Here is a 15,012-nt window from a genome sequence, read left to right as displayed (position 1 = left end):
GGCTGACATACCAGCCCGTCCGGCGTTTGAGGACGAGCGCGTGAACTGGCTGGGCATTCGGAGGAGTTCGCCGGGATGATGATCCGGAAAAGTTGTGCACCCGGCGGCGGGTGGGGTGAGTGCACGGTCCGATCTCTCGTACAGTTTGCGCCGTGGGATCTATGCGCAATCCGGTCGGGCCGCTTCCCTCCTCCATCTACTGGCGACGGAGGGCCGTTCTGCTGTCTGTGCTCGCCCTGTTGACGCTGCTGGTCGTCTGGGTCGTCGCCTCCGGCGGCGGAGGCGGGAACAACGGCACGAACGGTGCCAACGGCAAGAACCCCGTGCAGACGATCACCCCGGGCCCGTCCGGTTCGGGCCCCGCGATCAGTCAAGCCCCGGGCGGACGTGACGAGTCGGAGAGCACGGACCCTGGCGGCTCGGGCTCCAGTTCCGGTTCTGGTTCCGGGGGCTCAACTGGTTCGGGCGGATCGGAAGGTTCGGCCGGTTCCGGTGGCAGCAGCGGGTCCGCCGGGACAGACGGCGGCACCGGCACGGACGACGGCGTCAACGGCAGCGTAGGCAGCGGCGACACCCTTCCGGCAGGTTCCACCCTGCCCAACTGCACCCCCGGCATCGTCCAGTTGAGCCTGCGCAGCGTCCAGAACTCGTACGCGCCCGACGAGACGCCCACCTTCCAGCTGGTCGCCAAGAACTCCTCCGCCAACGACTGCAAGATCGACCTCGGCCCGGAGTCGGCCGTGGTGACGATCACGCAGGCGAGCAGCGACGACGACATCTGGTCCTCGGACGACTGCCCCAAGGACACGTCAGGTCTGCTGTTCCGGGTCTCGGCCGGCGACAGCATCACGTACACCTTCGAGTGGGACCGCAAGGCGAGCGCCCCCGAGTGCGCCACACCGGAGGCGGGGACAGCGACGGCGACGGCCGGCACCTACCTGGTCGAGGCGCAGGCCCAGGGCTTCACGAAGGCACAGACGTCCTTCGTACTCGACAACGACTGAGCAAGGTCCCCCTCGGGGAGGGGGACCGGTGCACTTACCGACCCACCTACACGTACCGCTCCAGGATCGACGACTCCGCCAGCCGCGACAGACCCTCCCGCACGCTCCGCGCCCTCGCCTCGCCGACCCCGTCCACCGTCTGGAGGTCGTCGACGCTCGCCGCGAGCAGCTTCTGGAGGCCGCCGAAGTGTTCCACCAGGCGGTCGATGATCGCGCCGGGCAGGCGCGGCACCTTCGCCAGGAGGCGGAAGCCGCGGGGGGAGACCGCCGAGTCGAGGGTCTCGGGTGAGCCCGTGTAGCCCAGGGCCTTGGCCACCGTGGAGAGTTCGAGGAGTTCGGCGTGGCTGAGCGCGTCGAGTTCCGCGAGCGCCTCGTCGACCGTGCGGGAGCGTTTGACGGTCGGCTCGGGGACGTAGTCCCGGACCACCAGCTCGCGCTCCGGCTCCACGCCCGCGATCAACTCCTCCAGCTGGAGGGCGAGGAGGCGTCCGTCGGTGCCCAACTCCAGCACGTATCCGGCGATTTCCGTCGCGATGAGGCGGACCATCTCCAGGCGCTGGACGACCGCGGAGACGTCCCGGACGGTCACCAGGTCCTCGATCTCCAGTGCGGAGAGCGTGCCCGCGACCTCGTCCAGGCGGAGCTTGTAGCGCTCCAGGGTCGCCAGGGCCTGGTTGGCGCGGGACAGGATCGCGGCCGAGTCCTCCAGGACGCGGCGTTGGCCGTCCACGTAGAGGGCGATGAGCCTCATGGACTGGGAGACCGAGACGACCGAGAAGCCCACCTGCTTCGACACTCGGTCGGCGGTGCGGTGCCGGGTGCCTGTCTCCTCGGTGGGGATCGTCGGGTCGGGGACCAGCTGGACGCCGGCCCGCAGGATCTTGGACAGGTCCGACGAGACCACGATGCCGCCGTCGAGCTTGCACAGCTCGCGCAGCCGGGTCGCCGAGAACTCGACGTCCAGGACGAAACCGCCCGTGCACATCGCCTCGACGGTCTTGTCGGAGCCCAGCACGATGAGTCCGCCGGTGTTGCCGCGGAGAATCCGTTCAAGCCCGTCGCGCAGCGCCGTGCCAGGTGCCACGGCGCTCAGTGAGGCGCGCATCAGGCCATCGGCACCGGAGCTCCCACCGGACTTTCCGGGAGCTGCTGCCCGGTCGTTGGCTGCCACTGCACTCCTCCGGTCGCAGGTTCTGGGGTGCTCCCGTTTCGCACTCTGGGTTCGTACGCACGGGCGAGACCTGGGCAAAGTCTACCGGCGCTGCTCCTCGTCCCGTGGGGCCTCTCGCCTACGCGACCTCGGGAGCACCCGGAGAGCATCCCCCATGTCGGCGACTTCGATGACCTTCATACCGGCGGGGATCTTCCCAGGATCGGACGGAACGAGGGCGTGGGTGAAGCCCAGACGGTGGGCCTCGGCCAGCCTGCGCTGGACCCCCGTCACCCTTCTGACCTCGCCCGCGAGGCCCACTTCGCCGATCGCGACCAGGTTTTTGGGCAGCGGGGTGTCGCTCGCGGCGGAGGCCAGCGCGAGGGCGATCGCGAGGTCCGCGGCGGGCTCGGTGAGCTTCACTCCGCCGACCGTCGCCGAATAGATGTCCCGCTTTCCGAGGGCGCTGATCCTGCCCCGTTGTTCGAGAACCGCGAGCATCATCGAGACCCGGGAGGTCTCCAGGCCCGAGGTCGTGCGGCGGGGGGACGGGATCTGCGAGTCGACCGTCAGCGCCTGGACCTCCGCCACCAGCGGGCGGCGGCCCTCCAGGGTGACGGTCAGACAGGTCCCGGGCACCGGCTCGGCGCGCCGCGTCAGGAACAGGCCGCTCGGGTCGGCGAGGCCCGTGATGCCCTCGTCGTGCAGCTCGAAGCAGCCGACCTCGTCCGTCGTGCCGTAGCGGTTCTTGACGCCCCGCACGAGGCGGAGGCGCGCGTGCCGGTCGCCCTCGAAGGACAGGACCACGTCCACCAGGTGCTCCAGGAGGCGCGGCCCCGCGATCGCGCCGTCCTTGGTGACATGGCCCACAAGGAGCGTCGACATGCCGCGTTCCTTGGAGGCCCGGATCAGCGCCCCGGCGACCTCACGGACCTGTGCCATGCCGCCCGCGGCGCCGTCGATCTCGGGCGAGGCGACGGTCTGTACGGAGTCGAGGATCAGGAGGGACGGCTTCACGGCGTCCAGATGGCCCAGGACGGCCGCGAGGTCCGTCTCGGCGGCGAGGTACAGGTGGTCGTCGATCGCCTTGATGCGGTCGGCGCGCAGCCGGACCTGGCTCGCGGACTCCTCACCCGTGATGTAGAGCGTGCGGTGGTCGTCGCTCGCCGACTTCGCCGCCACGTCGAGGAGGAGGGTCGACTTGCCGACGCCCGGTTCACCGGCCAGCAGGACCACGGCCCCCGGGACCAGTCCACCGCCGAGCACGCGGTCGAACTCGGGTACGCCGGTGGAGCGGGCGGTGGCCTGGCGGCCGTCGACCTGGCCGATGGGGAGCGCGGAGGTGGTGACACGGCCCGGTGTCGTCGTACGGACCGCGGGCGCGCCGTACTCCTCGACCGTCCCCCACGCCTGGCACTCGGAGCAGCGGCCGAGCCACTTGACCGTCTGCCAGCCACACTCGGTGCAGCGGTAGGACGGTCGGTCCTTCGCGGTCTTCGTACGGGCAGCCATGGGACGAACCGTATCCGGCACCACTGACACCGCGTCCCCGGGTCACCGACACCGCCCTCGCACCACCCTCGGCGACCGGTGCCGGAACGCGCGCCCCGTGCGAATTCGGCCACGTCACATCGCGAACGAGCCACGGAATCCGGGGTTCCTGTCCCCTATTGAGGGATCGTTTCACCCGTACGGATTAAATGTGCTCAAGGTGGGAGAAGGGGTCGTCGTAAGACGCCTACGGTCGCACGGGTGATGAGCAGCAGTCCGGACACCCCGACCCGCACGACCGGCGCACACCGGGCGCACCGTGAGGCGCGCGACCGGGCGGCGGGGCGCACGCTGGTCCAGCGCCCGCCCGCGCGCTACGAGCCGTATCTGGACGGCCTGTTCACCTACTGCCTGTCCGTCCTGTGCGACCACGACACGGCCACCGCCGCCCTCGGTGACGTCCTCGCGCTCGCCGAACGCCGCAGCCCGCGCGACCCGGAGTCCTCCGGCGACCGCAGGGCCTGGCTGTACGCCTTGGCCCGCTGGGCCTGTCTGCGCAAGCTGGCCGAGGCCAAGCAGAAACGTCAGAGCACGCACGCGGCGGGCCGCCGGGGCAAGCGGCAGGTGTCCGCCGTCCCCGCCCCCCAGGAGGCCTCCCCGGTCCCCGTCTCCGAGGAGGCCCAGGAGGAGCACCGCCGTGAACTGGCCCAGCTCGCCTGGCCGGAGGCCGCCGGCACCACCCCCGAGCAGCGCGAGGCGCTCGAACTGGCCGTACGCCACAAGCTCGCCGCCCACGAGGTCGCCGCCGTCCTGGGCATGGACGCCGCCGCCGCCCGTGAACTGCTGGCCTCCGCCGCCTGCGAGGTCGAACGCACCCGCGCGGCCCTCGCCGTCGTCGAGACCGGCGCCTGCCCGAGCGTCGCCCGCCTCACCGGCGACCACCAGCTGGTGCTGAGCAGCGCACTGCGCCGTGAACTGGTCCGGCATGTCGACGACTGTCCGCGGTGCCGCCGCACCGCCGAGCGGGCCGTCCCCGGCCACTGGCCCGGAGCCACGGTCACGCCCGCCGAACTGCCCGTCCTGGAGGCGCCCCGCGCGGCCCTGCACGTCGCCATGGCGCACCTCCCGCGCGCGCGGGGCGCCGCCGCTCCGCGCTTCGACCGGCGTGGCTTCCCGATGGACCCCAAGGACCGCGCCGCCCGCAGGGACCGGCTCCGCGCGCGTGCCGTCACGACCACCGTCGTCGCCACCGTGGTCGCCGCCCCCGTGCTCGCCCTCTGGGCGGCCTACCGCGGGGCCCCGATGACCGCCGAGGGCGGCCCGGGCGACCGGTCGGCCACCGCGAGCGAGGCACAGCGCCCCGACATCCTGGACGGCGAGGCCGCGGGCGGCGGCTACGAGAACGCCGGGAACGCGGGCAACGCGGGCACCGGCCCCGACGCCGGCCTCCTCAGGAAGGACGCCGGCTCACCGGACGTCTCCGTGGAGGTCGTCAGCGCCGTCCCCGGCGCGAAGGAGAGCCCGGGCCTGCTCACCGTGGAGGCCACCAGCGACGGCGACACGACGCTCATCACCCTCACCGCGTCCGGGCACACACCCGTGCGCTGGACGGCGTCCACCGGAGCGTCCTGGCTGTATCCGAGCCGCTCGACGGGAACGCTGCGGCCGGGCGAGTCGTTCACGATCAAGGTGTACGTCGACCCGCTGCGCGAACCGGCCGGTCACTGGAGCGCGCGCGTGTCGATCGCACCCGCGTCCGCCGTGGTCTCCATCGAGGGGTACGGCACCGCGCCCACACCCCCGGACCCGACCCCGCTGAACCCACCGGCACCCGCACCGGGCCCGCCCCGCCCGAGCGCCCCGCCCCCGAACCCGCACCCGACGACCTCGGCGCCCGCCACCCCGCCCCCCAGCGGCCCGCCACCGTCCTCACCGGACCCGGAACCCACTCCGACCCCCACCCCGACGGCCTCGGTCACGTCCACCCCGGCAGACCCGGGGGGCTCGTCACCACCACCGAGCGGCAGCGAGACCCCGAGCCCCGCGATGTCCTAGCCGGTCACACAGCCCGCCTGCCGTGTCAGCGAACGGGATCGGCGGGATGCGGAGCCAGCAACGGCAACTGCGAGGCCAGCCGCTCCTCGCACAGTTCGACCAGCCGGTCGTACCCCGCCTTGCCCATCAGCTCGACCAGCTCCGGCCGGTACGACACGTACACCGGGTCGCCCGCGCCGTGCGCCGAGGTCGCCGACGTGCACCACCAGTGCAGGTCGTGGCCGCCCGGACCCCAGCCGCGCCGGTCGTACTCACCGATCGACACCTGGAGCACGCGTGTGTCGTCGGGCCGGTCGATCCAGTCGTACGTCCGCCGCACCGGAAGCTGCCAGCAGACGTCCGGCTTGGTCTCCAGCGGCTCGCGGCCCTCCTTCAGGGCCAGGATGTGCAGCGAGCAGCCCGCGCCGCCCGCGAACCCCGGCCGGTTCTGGAAGATGCAGGACCCCTGGTAGGGCCGGGTCTGCCGCGAGCCCTCCTCGTCCTCCGAGGTCCAGCCGGACTTGGTGCCGACATCGTGCAGCTGCCAGATGTCGGGCGTGAGCCGCGCCACATGTCCGGCGACCCGCTTCTCGTCGTCCTCGTCGGAGAAGTGGGCACCCAGCGTGCAGCAGCCGTCGTCCGCGCGGCCGGCCTGGATGCCCTGGCAGCCGCTTCCGAAGATGCAGTTCCAGCGGGAGGTCAGCCATGTCAGGTCACAGCGGAAGACCTGCTCGTCGTCCGCAGGATCAGGGAACTCCACCCACGCGCGCGCGAAGTCGAGCCCCTTCTCGTCGCCCGCCGTGGCCGACTTCGAAGTTTTTGTGGACTTCGGGGACTTCGCGGAGGGGGCTGACGTTGCCGACTTGTCGGCCTTTGCCTTTTTCGTCTTTGGCACGCGTCCAGGGTAAGTGGCCCGGGACCCCTTCCGGCACCGCTCCGGGGACGGATGCGGTCTCGGCTGGCAGTAGCGTTTCGTACATGAGACTCGGTGTCCTCGACGTGGGATCGAACACGGTGCATCTGCTGGTGGTGGACGCACACCCTGGCGCGCGCCCGCTGCCCGCGCATTCGCACAAGGTCGAGCTGCGGCTCGCCCAACTCCTCGACGAGGCCGGGGCCATCGGCCCCGAAGGGGTCGACAAACTCATCGGCGTGATCCAGGACGCACTCCAGGCCGCCGAGGACAAGGGCGTCGAGGACCTGCTCCCGTTCGCCACCTCGGCCGTACGCGAGGCGACCAACGCCGACGACGTCCTCGCCCGCGTGCAGGCCGAGACGGGCGTCGAGCTACAGGTACTGACCGGCGCCGAGGAGGCCCGCCTCACCTTCCTCGCCGCCCGCCGCTGGTTCGGCTGGTCGGCGGGCAAGCTCCTCGTCCTCGACATCGGCGGCGGCTCCCTGGAGATCGCCTACGGCATCGACGAGGAGCCCGACACCGCCGCGTCCCTCCCGCTCGGCGCCGGCCGCCTGACCGCGGGCTGGCTCCCCGGCGACCCGCCCGACCCCGACGACATCAGGTCGCTGCGCCGCCATGTACGCGCCCAGATCGCCCGTACGGTCGGCGAGTTCAGCCGCTTCGGCGCCCCCGACCACGTCGTCGCCACGTCGAAGACCTTCAAGCAGCTCGCCCGCCTGGCCGGCGCGGCCCGCTCCACGGACGGCCTGTACGTCCAGCGCGAACTCAAGCGCGAGTCCCTCCAGTCCCTGGTCCCCGAACTCGCCTCCATGACGACAGCGGAACGAGCAGCCCTCCCCGGAGTCTCGGAGGGCCGAGCCAACCAGCTGGTCGCGGGCGCGCTGGTCGCAGAGGCAGCGATGGACCTCTTCGCCGTAAAAACCCTGGAGGTCTGCCCCTGGGCCCTCCGAGAGGGCGTAATCCTCCGCAGACTGGACCACATGGGCACCCACTTGGGCACGGAGTAGCAGCGGAGGGGGCGGGGCTGAGTCTTTGTGTGTCTCCGGTCACTTCTGGAACGGGACCTGTACGGCAACCCCCTAGGGGCGCGGGGAACTGCGCGACAAGCCACGCACAACCCGCACCCGCCCACCCACCCCGGCCAACCTCACTGCCCCCGAGCCCAACTGCCAGGGGCACCCCGTACCCTGTCTCCCGTGGCAGAACCAGTCGTACGCATCCCGGATGCGAAGGTCGCGCTGTCCACGGCCTCCGTGTACCCGGAGTCGACGGCGACGGCCTTCGAGATCGCCGCGCGACTCGGATACGACGGCGTCGAGGTCATGGTCTGGACGGACCCGGTCAGCCAGGACATCGAAGCCCTGCGCAGGCTGAGCGACTACCACCAGATCCCCATCCTCGCCATCCACGCCCCCTGCCTCCTCATCACCCAGCGCGTCTGGTCCACGGACCCCTGGATCAAACTCCAGCGCGCCCAGGCGGCAGCCGAGAAACTCGGCGCGACGACAGTCGTCGTACACCCCCCCTTCCGCTGGCAGCGCCAGTACGCCCGCGACTTCGTCACCGGCATCTGGCGCATGGCCGACGAGACGGACGTCCGGTTCGCCGTCGAGAACATGTACCCCTGGCGCTACCGCGACCGCGAGATGCTCGCGTACGCCCCCGACTGGGACGTCACGAAGGACGACTACCGCCACTTCACGATCGACCTCAGCCACACCGCGACCGCCCGCAGCGACGCCATGGAGATGGTCGACCTCATGTCCGACCGCCTCGGCCACGTCCACCTCGCCGACGGCAACGGCTCCAACAAGGACGAGCACCTCGTCCCGGGCCGCGGTACGCAACCCTGCGCCGAGCTGCTCGAACGGCTCGCGCACACCGGTTTCGACGGCCATGTCGTGATCGAGGTCAACACCCGCCGCGCGATGTCCAGCGCCGAGCGCGAGGCCGACCTCGCCGAGGCGCTCGCCTTCACCCGCCTCCACCTGGCCTCGGCCGTGAGAGCTGTCCCCGGCGGGGGACCTCGCCCATGACGAGCGCGGCCCCCCGCCGCGGCCGGGGACGACCCTCCCGTACGGACTCCGCGGACGCCCCCGCGGCCCGCGACCGCATCCTGACGGCGGCCCGCGAGGAGTTCTCCGAACGGGGGTACGACAAGACGTCCGTACGCGGCATCGCGAAAGCGGCGGGCGTGGACTCGGCCCTCGTCCACCACTACTTCGGCACCAAGGAGCAGGTCTTCGAGGCGTCGATCGAGGTGGCCGTCGGCCCCCTCCTCAGCGCCCCCGGCTCGATCGCCGAAGGCCCGCTCGACGGCGTCGGCGAACGGCTGGCCCGCTTCTTCTTCGGCGTCTGGGAGAACCCGGCGACCCGCAAGGCCCTCCTCGCGATCGTCCGCTCCGCCGTGAACAACGAGGCCGCGGCCGGCGTCTTCCGCCGCCTGATCTCCACCCAGCTCCTACGCCGAGTAGCCGCCCAGCTGGACCTCCCGGACGCGGAACTCCGCGCCGAACTGGCAGCGGCCCAACTCGTGGGCATCGCGATGCTGCGCTACGTGATCAAGGTCGAGCCTCTGGCTTCGGCGGACCCAGAAGTGATCATCGCAAGGGTGGCTCCCGCGATCCAGGCCCACCTGGCCGGGCCCCGGTAGGAGACGGGGCTGAGCTTCCAGCGGGGGGTGCGACGTGCTTTTAGGGGCGCGGGGAACTGCGCGACCAGCCCCCACCGGGCCCGCACCCGACCACCGAGACAGTTATCCCGTATTCCGGACACCACGTCGGCAACCGGAACGACCGGCGTACGCTCGACGTGAGTCAAACCTCTCCGAAGGAGCGAGCGACGATGCCCGAGCTCAGGTCCCGCACAGTCACCCACGGCCGCAACATGGCGGGCGCCCGCGCCCTTATGCGCGCCTCCGGTGTACCGGGCGCGGACATCGGCCGCAAGCCGATCATCGCGGTCGCCAACAGCTTCACCGAGTTCGTGCCGGGCCACACCCACCTCCAGCCGGTGGGCCGCATCGTCAGCGAGGCCATCAAGGCCGCCGGAGGCATCCCGCGCGAGTTCAACACGATCGCCGTCGACGACGGCATCGCGATGGGCCACGGCGGCATGCTGTACTCCCTCCCCTCCCGCGACCTCATCGCGGACAGCGTCGAGTACATGGTCGAAGCCCACTGCGCCGACGCCATGATCTGCATCTCCAACTGCGACAAGATCACCCCGGGCATGCTGAACGCCGCCCTGCGGCTCAACATCCCCACGGTCTTCGTCTCCGGCGGCCCGATGGAGTCCGGCCGCGCGACCCTCGTCGACGGCACGGTCCGTACGCTCGACCTGGTCGACGCGATCTCCGACGCCGTGAACGAGAAGATCTCGGACGAGGACATCCTCCGTATCGAGGAGAACGCCTGTCCGACCTGCGGTTCCTGTTCCGGCATGTTCACGGCCAACTCGATGAACTGCCTCGCGGAGGCCATCGGCCTCGCCCTCCCGGGCAACGGCTCGGTGCTCGCCACCCACACGGCCCGCAAGGCCCTGTACGAGAACGCGGGCCGCACGGTGATGGACATCACCCGCCGCTACTACGAGCAGGACGACGAGACGGTCCTGCCCCGCAACGTCGCCACCTTCGCGGCCTTCCAGAACGCCATGGCGCTCGACATCGCGATGGGCGGCTCCACCAACACGATCCTGCACCTGCTGGCCGCCGCCCAGGAAGCGGGCGTCCCGTTCGACCTGGACGACATCAACGAGGTCTCGCGCCGGGTGCCGTGCCTCGCGAAGGTCGCGCCGAACGTCGCCAAGGACCGCACGTACTACATGGAGGACGTGCACCGGGCCGGCGGCATCCCCGCCCTCCTCGGCGAACTCCACCGCGCGGGCCTCCTCAACGAGGATGTGAACTCGGTTCACAGCTCGTCCCTCGCGGACTGGCTGAAGACGTGGGACGTGCGCGGCGGCTCGCCCTCGCCGGAGGCCCTTGAGCTGTGGCACGCGGCCCCCGGCTGCGTCCGCTCCGCCGAGGCCTTCTCCCAGTCCGAGCGCTGGGAGGCCCTGGACACGGACGCCGCCGGCGGCTGCATCCGCAGCGCGGAACACGCGTACTCGAAGGACGGCGGCCTGGCCGTCCTCAAGGGCAACCTCGCCGTCGACGGCTGCGTCGTGAAGACGGCCGGCGTCGACGAGTCGATCTGGACCTTCGAGGGCCCGGCCGTCGTCTGCGAGTCGCAGGAAGAAGCCGTCCAGAAGATCCTCACCCAGCAGGTCAAGGAGGGCGACGTCGTCGTCATCCGCTACGAGGGCCCCAAGGGCGGCCCCGGCATGCAGGAGATGCTCTACCCGACCTCGTACCTGAAGGGCCGCGGCCTCGGCAAGGCCTGCGCCCTGGTCACCGACGGCCGCTTCTCCGGCGGCACCTCGGGCCTGTCGATCGGCCACGCCTCCCCGGAGGCCGCGGCGGGCGGCACGATCGCCCTCGTCAAGGACGGTGACCGCATCCGCATCGACATCCCGAACCGCACGATCGAGCTGCTGGTCGAGGACGACGAACTGGCGGCCCGCCGCGAGGCCCTGAACGGTGTCTACGCCCCCGTCTCCCGCGAACGCAAGGTCTCCGCGGCCCTGCGCGCGTACGCGGCGATGGCGACGAGCGCCGACCGGGGCGCGGTCCGGGACGTGTCGAAGCTGGGCTGACGCTCACAGTGTCTGCAGGGAAGGGCCGCTCCTGAGGGGCGGCCCTTCTTCGTACGATTCTTGGCTTCTTGTACGTGTTTCCAGCCGCCGCCCGTCACCAGCCGGCCGGATCCCCCGCGTCCACCGCGAAGACGGAACCGTCGGGAGCGCTCGCGTACACACGTCCGTCGGCGACGACCGGGGCGGGCAGCGAGCCCGCGATCGTGTCCGAGGCCGCGCCGAGCCGGGGAGAGGTCTGCCCGACGAGCTTCCCGGTCCGGGCGTTCACCGCGAGCAGCCGACCGTCGCCGGCCGTGAAGTACACGTACCGCCCGTCGACGGCCGGCGCCGAGCCGAGGCTCACGGACGTCTGCAGCGACCAGAGCTGCTTCCCCGCCTTCAGATCCACGGCTGTCAGCCCACCTCCCGCGGCCATCAGATAGACGACGTTGCCGCGCACGGCACCGTGGGCCCGTGCTAGCGGAATGGTCACGTCGACCCTGCGCGTGGCCCCGCTCTCCGGGTCGTAGGCGACGACGGCGACCGTGTCCCCGTTCTCGCTGTCGAGGGAGGCGAAGAAGACGGAGGCGCCCTCGGAGGTGGTGCCGATGGGCCACAGCTGCCCGTCCAGCCGCTTCTGCCAGCGCACATCACCCGTACCGGGGTCCAGCGCGGCGACCCGGGTGCTCGCCCCGCCGTCGGCGGGGCTCGTGGCGTACGCGAGCTGGTCACCGGCGAAGCCGAACAGCTGCGGCCCGCTCAGATCGGCGATCCGCCGGTTCCACTTGCTGTCGCCGGTCGCGCTGTCGACGCCGGTGACCTTCCCGTCGGCGTCGTTGAGCAGGGTCATCCCGCCGGCGTATCCGAGGCCGACACGGTCGGACGAGGTCTCCTGCCAGCGGACGCCGCCGGTGCGGGGGTCGAGCGCCTCCATCCGGGCGCCCTCGTTCTGCGGGGGGTGCACGAGCCCGCCCGACAGGACCGGCGGGCGGCTGGCAACGAGCGTGGAGTCGATCGGGTGCCGCCACAGGACGGTGCCGTCGGCGGGGTCGATCGCGGAGACCAGCCCCTTCTGCGCACAGAACAACTTCCCGCCGCCGTACGAGCAGAGGGGCATCCCGGCGTCGTCATCGGTGGCCGGCCGCACCGTCCAGCCCCGGAAACCGGTCGCACTGGTCGCCGTACCGCCACCGGAGGAATCCCCCTTGGGCGCGGCGACCGGATCACCGCCGAGCACCTGCACCGAGGCGAACACACCCCCGGCGACGAGAAGAAGCGCACCGGCGGCGAGGAGGACACGCTTGCGCAGCCGCCGCCGATCCGAACGCCGTTCGGGAGAGGGCGGGTTGGCGGAGGGGGAGGAAGAGGAGGGCGCAGAAGGAAGAGCGGGGGAGGGGCCGGAACCGGAACCGGAACCGGTACGGGAGGCACTCCGCTGCTCGGGTATGAACGACTGCGTGTCATAAGAGGCGGCAACCGACCTGAGCGCCCGCATGAGTTCATCGGGAGTGGGCCGGTCCTCGGGCTCCTTGGCGAGGCAACGGAGCACCAGCGGGGCGAGGTTGGTCGGTACGCCGGTCAAGTCCGGCTCGTCGTGCACGACTTGGTAGGCGACGACGTACGGACTGTCCGAGTCGAACGGACCGCGCCCGGTCGACGCGTGCACCATCACCGACCCCAGGGCGAAGATGTCGGCGGCGGGACCGACCTCCCGGGGCCGCCGGAACTGCTCCGGCGCCATGAACGGCGGCGTACCGATCAACTTGCCGGTCTCGGTGCGCAGTTCGCTGTCCTTCGGCCGAGAAATGCCGAAGTCGATGACCTTCGGACCGTCCTCGGCGAGCAGCACATTGCTCGGTTTCAGGTCCCGATGGACGACCCCGACCCGGTGGATGTCCCGCAGCGCCTCGGCGAGCCCGGCCATCAATCGCCGCAACTGACCGGCACTCATGGACCCGTTCCGCTTCACCTCGTCGGCGAGGGTCGGCCCGGGGATGAACAGGGTGGCCATCCAAGGCCGTTCGGCATCCGGGTCGGCATCGACGACGGGCGCGGTGAAGGCACCGCTGACGCGCCGGGCGGCGGCGATCTCCTGCCGAAAACGCCCCCTGAACTCGGGATCCTTGGCGAACTCGCCATGGATGACTTTCACGGCGAGCTTCATCCCGGAGGTACTCCGGGCCAGATGCACCACGCCCATGCCGCCGGAACCCAGCCGTGACTCCAGACGGTACTGACCGGCGTACTCCGGAAGTTCCGCTTCCGCGCCGGGTCCGGAGTTCCGCTGTGGCGTCATGGACTCACCCCCGTGCTGTTCGGCCGCGCGCGCGACGGACGGAGCCTAGTCGATGAGGTTGACAGGACAGAGGCGGCTTGCTGACGCTGGTGTACGAGTTACGTACATGTGTTTCATGGCGTGTTTTAGGGGTATCAACGGGACCCCATGGCAGTCATGGGGTCCAACGGGGGAGGTTTTTTCATGTCCACAGACCACATCGGGGAGAGAACGGCCGACGAGGCGAACGAGACGAACGGGGCGGACCGGACGGAGCTGAAGATCACGACCGCGGCGGCGGCAGCGGCCGTGCGCTACTACTCGGTCGCCCCCGGCTACCGCCTCAACGTCCGCAGCGGCCCCGGCACCAACTACACCATCGTCCGCGTCCTGTCCGAGGGCGCCAAGGTCCCGATCTACTGCCAGCGCCCCGGTGAGTCGATCGCCGGTCCGTACGGTACGTCGAACATCTGGGACAACATCGACAACGGCCAGTACGTCTCGGACGCGTACGTCCTGACAGGCAGCGACGGCTACGTGGCACCGCGCTGCTCCTGACCGCGTGATCCACCCGGGTACCGGCACCGGCATTCGGTGCCGGTACCCGGGTGGCGATAATCGAGGGGTGAGCGACAAGAACGCCGGGGGCGGCGACAGAGGCCCCAGCCCCGAGCCCATCCGCTTCTTCGGCACGACGTGGGTGGAGCACGACGCGGGCTACACGGCCCGCCGGTTGGGAGTGGCTGTCGGCTCCCTGCTGGCCACAGCGGCATCCTGCCTGATCCTCCGCTTCGCGTACGAGGGCCTGCGAATAGGGCAGGTGGGAGACCTGGTGACCCTCCTGGTGGTGATCATGTTCGCCACATGCAGCGCACTGGCGTTCGGCCACACCTGGGGCGCCTTCACCAAACGCCCGGACCCGACCCGCCAGTCCTCCCTCCGAGGCCTGCTGACGATCGGCTTCGTGGGCTCCCTGGCGGCGTACTTCCTCCGCTCCCTGCGCGAGGCCCCCGGCGAGTCCCTGAACCGCCAGGAATACGAGACGGCCCGCGACCAGCACACCCGCAAAACCACCCGCCGAACAGGCAACCCAGCAAAGAGGCAAAGGCCCTGAGAGGGCCGGCTGCATTTCTCTCGCCCCCGCCGCCCCTACCCGTCCCATCCTCGGGGGCTGCGCCCCCGAACCCCCGCTCCGGCCCTGAACGGGCCTTGTCCTCAAACGCCGGACAGGCTGAAATACCTGGGCCTGGCCTGAAAGATCAAGCGCCGGCCGGCACCATCCAGCCCGTCCGGCGTCTGAGGACGAGCGCGTTCAGCGCGACTGCCCACCCACCCGACGGCCGCCACCACCCTCCAGCCCGTCCGGCGTCTGAGGACGAGGCCGTTCAGCGCGATTTCCCACCCACCCACGTGCCACCACCATACAGCCCGAACCGCATAGGAGGACGAGGGCGTAAAGAGAGAA

Annotated in this window: 12 protein-coding genes; 8 read left to right on the top strand and 4 right to left on the bottom strand. The window is 70.9% G+C overall.

Annotated features, from left to right (window positions below):
- Window positions 1–152 precede the first annotated feature (152 nt).
- A complete protein-coding gene (locus ACWCRB_RS44645; protein WP_451001542.1) occupies window positions 153–1,004 on the top strand; it encodes a hypothetical protein in 852 nt (283 codons plus the stop codon).
- Between the two features lie 46 nt (window positions 1,005–1,050).
- Here the strand turns inward: ACWCRB_RS44645 and disA are convergent, their stop codons facing one another.
- Both disA and radA read right to left on the bottom strand, forming a co-directional pair.
- Complete coding sequence (gene disA / locus ACWCRB_RS44640) at window positions 1,051–2,175, bottom strand: DNA integrity scanning diadenylate cyclase DisA (RefSeq protein ID WP_451001541.1); 1,125 nt, start codon at window positions 2,173–2,175, stop codon at window positions 1,051–1,053.
- An 81-nt stretch (window positions 2,176–2,256) separates the two neighbouring features.
- Window positions 2,257–3,666: a DNA repair protein RadA gene (radA, locus tag ACWCRB_RS44635; RefSeq protein WP_451001540.1), complete on the bottom strand. Its 1,410-nt coding sequence runs from the start codon at window positions 3,664–3,666 to the stop codon at window positions 2,257–2,259.
- 240 nt (window positions 3,667–3,906) lie between these two features.
- Between radA and ACWCRB_RS44630 the strand changes: the two genes are divergently transcribed.
- The gene (locus ACWCRB_RS44630; RefSeq protein WP_451001539.1) at window positions 3,907–5,700 is read left to right on the top strand and encodes a BACON domain-containing protein; all 1,794 of its coding nucleotides are present in this window, start codon (window positions 3,907–3,909) and stop codon (window positions 5,698–5,700) included.
- 25 nt (window positions 5,701–5,725) lie between these two features.
- Here ACWCRB_RS44630 and ACWCRB_RS44625 read toward each other — a convergent pair whose 3' ends face one another.
- A complete protein-coding gene (locus tag ACWCRB_RS44625; RefSeq protein WP_451001538.1) occupies window positions 5,726–6,574 on the bottom strand; it encodes a hypothetical protein in 849 nt (282 codons plus the stop codon).
- 83 nt (window positions 6,575–6,657) lie between these two features.
- Here ACWCRB_RS44625 and ACWCRB_RS44620 point away from each other — a divergent pair, with 83 nt between their 5' ends.
- The 4 genes from ACWCRB_RS44620 (at window position 6,658) to ilvD (ending at window position 11,293) form a co-directional block, all read left to right on the top strand.
- Window positions 6,658–7,602: a Ppx/GppA phosphatase family protein gene (locus tag ACWCRB_RS44620; protein WP_235475867.1), complete on the top strand. Its 945-nt coding sequence runs from the start codon at window positions 6,658–6,660 to the stop codon at window positions 7,600–7,602.
- Between the two features lie 189 nt (window positions 7,603–7,791).
- Complete coding sequence (locus ACWCRB_RS44615; protein WP_451001537.1) at window positions 7,792–8,631, top strand: sugar phosphate isomerase/epimerase family protein; 840 nt, start codon at window positions 7,792–7,794, stop codon at window positions 8,629–8,631.
- The gene (locus ACWCRB_RS44610) at window positions 8,628–9,248 is read left to right on the top strand and encodes a TetR/AcrR family transcriptional regulator (RefSeq protein WP_451001536.1); all 621 of its coding nucleotides are present in this window, start codon (window positions 8,628–8,630) and stop codon (window positions 9,246–9,248) included. The genes ACWCRB_RS44615 and ACWCRB_RS44610 overlap by 4 nt, the downstream gene beginning before the upstream one ends.
- A gap of 191 nt (window positions 9,249–9,439) precedes the next feature.
- Window positions 9,440–11,293: a dihydroxy-acid dehydratase gene (gene ilvD / locus ACWCRB_RS44605; RefSeq protein WP_451001535.1), complete on the top strand. Its 1,854-nt coding sequence runs from the start codon at window positions 9,440–9,442 to the stop codon at window positions 11,291–11,293.
- Between the two features lie 94 nt (window positions 11,294–11,387).
- Here ilvD and ACWCRB_RS44600 read toward each other — a convergent pair whose 3' ends face one another.
- Window positions 11,388–13,568, bottom strand: a complete 2,181-nt coding sequence (locus tag ACWCRB_RS44600; RefSeq protein WP_451001534.1) for a serine/threonine-protein kinase — start codon at window positions 13,566–13,568, stop codon at window positions 11,388–11,390.
- Window positions 13,569–13,751: 183 nt separating this feature from the next.
- Here ACWCRB_RS44600 and ACWCRB_RS44595 point away from each other — a divergent pair, with 183 nt between their 5' ends.
- The gene (locus ACWCRB_RS44595; protein WP_451001533.1) at window positions 13,752–14,105 is read left to right on the top strand and encodes an SH3 domain-containing protein; all 354 of its coding nucleotides are present in this window, start codon (window positions 13,752–13,754) and stop codon (window positions 14,103–14,105) included.
- Between the two features lie 67 nt (window positions 14,106–14,172).
- Entirely contained in the window at window positions 14,173–14,661 is a 489-nt protein-coding gene (locus tag ACWCRB_RS44590) for an EamA/RhaT family transporter (RefSeq protein WP_451001532.1), read from the top strand.
- The last annotated feature ends 351 nt before the right edge of the window (window positions 14,662–15,012 follow it).

This window comes from Streptomyces sp. NPDC002156 (genome assembly GCF_053593675.1).
The sequence above is the reverse complement of the archived record's forward strand: the minus strand, read 5'-3'. Positions and strand labels throughout refer to the sequence as shown.

Excerpts from the sequence above, each read along its gene's own strand:
- radA (WP_451001540.1), bottom strand. The coding sequence starts at position 3,666 with ATGGCTGCCCGTACGAAGACCGCGAAGGACCGACCGTCCTACCGCTGC.
- ACWCRB_RS44620 (WP_235475867.1), top strand. The coding sequence starts at position 6,658 with ATGAGACTCGGTGTCCTCGACGTGGGATCGAACACGGTGCATCTGCTG.
- ACWCRB_RS44610 (WP_451001536.1), top strand. The coding sequence starts at position 8,628 with ATGACGAGCGCGGCCCCCCGCCGCGGCCGGGGACGACCCTCCCGTACG.
- ilvD (WP_451001535.1), top strand. The coding sequence starts at position 9,440 with ATGCCCGAGCTCAGGTCCCGCACAGTCACCCACGGCCGCAACATGGCG.
- ACWCRB_RS44600 (WP_451001534.1), bottom strand. The coding sequence starts at position 13,568 with ATGACGCCACAGCGGAACTCCGGACCCGGCGCGGAAGCGGAACTTCCG.
- ACWCRB_RS44595 (WP_451001533.1), top strand. The coding sequence starts at position 13,752 with ATGTCCACAGACCACATCGGGGAGAGAACGGCCGACGAGGCGAACGAG.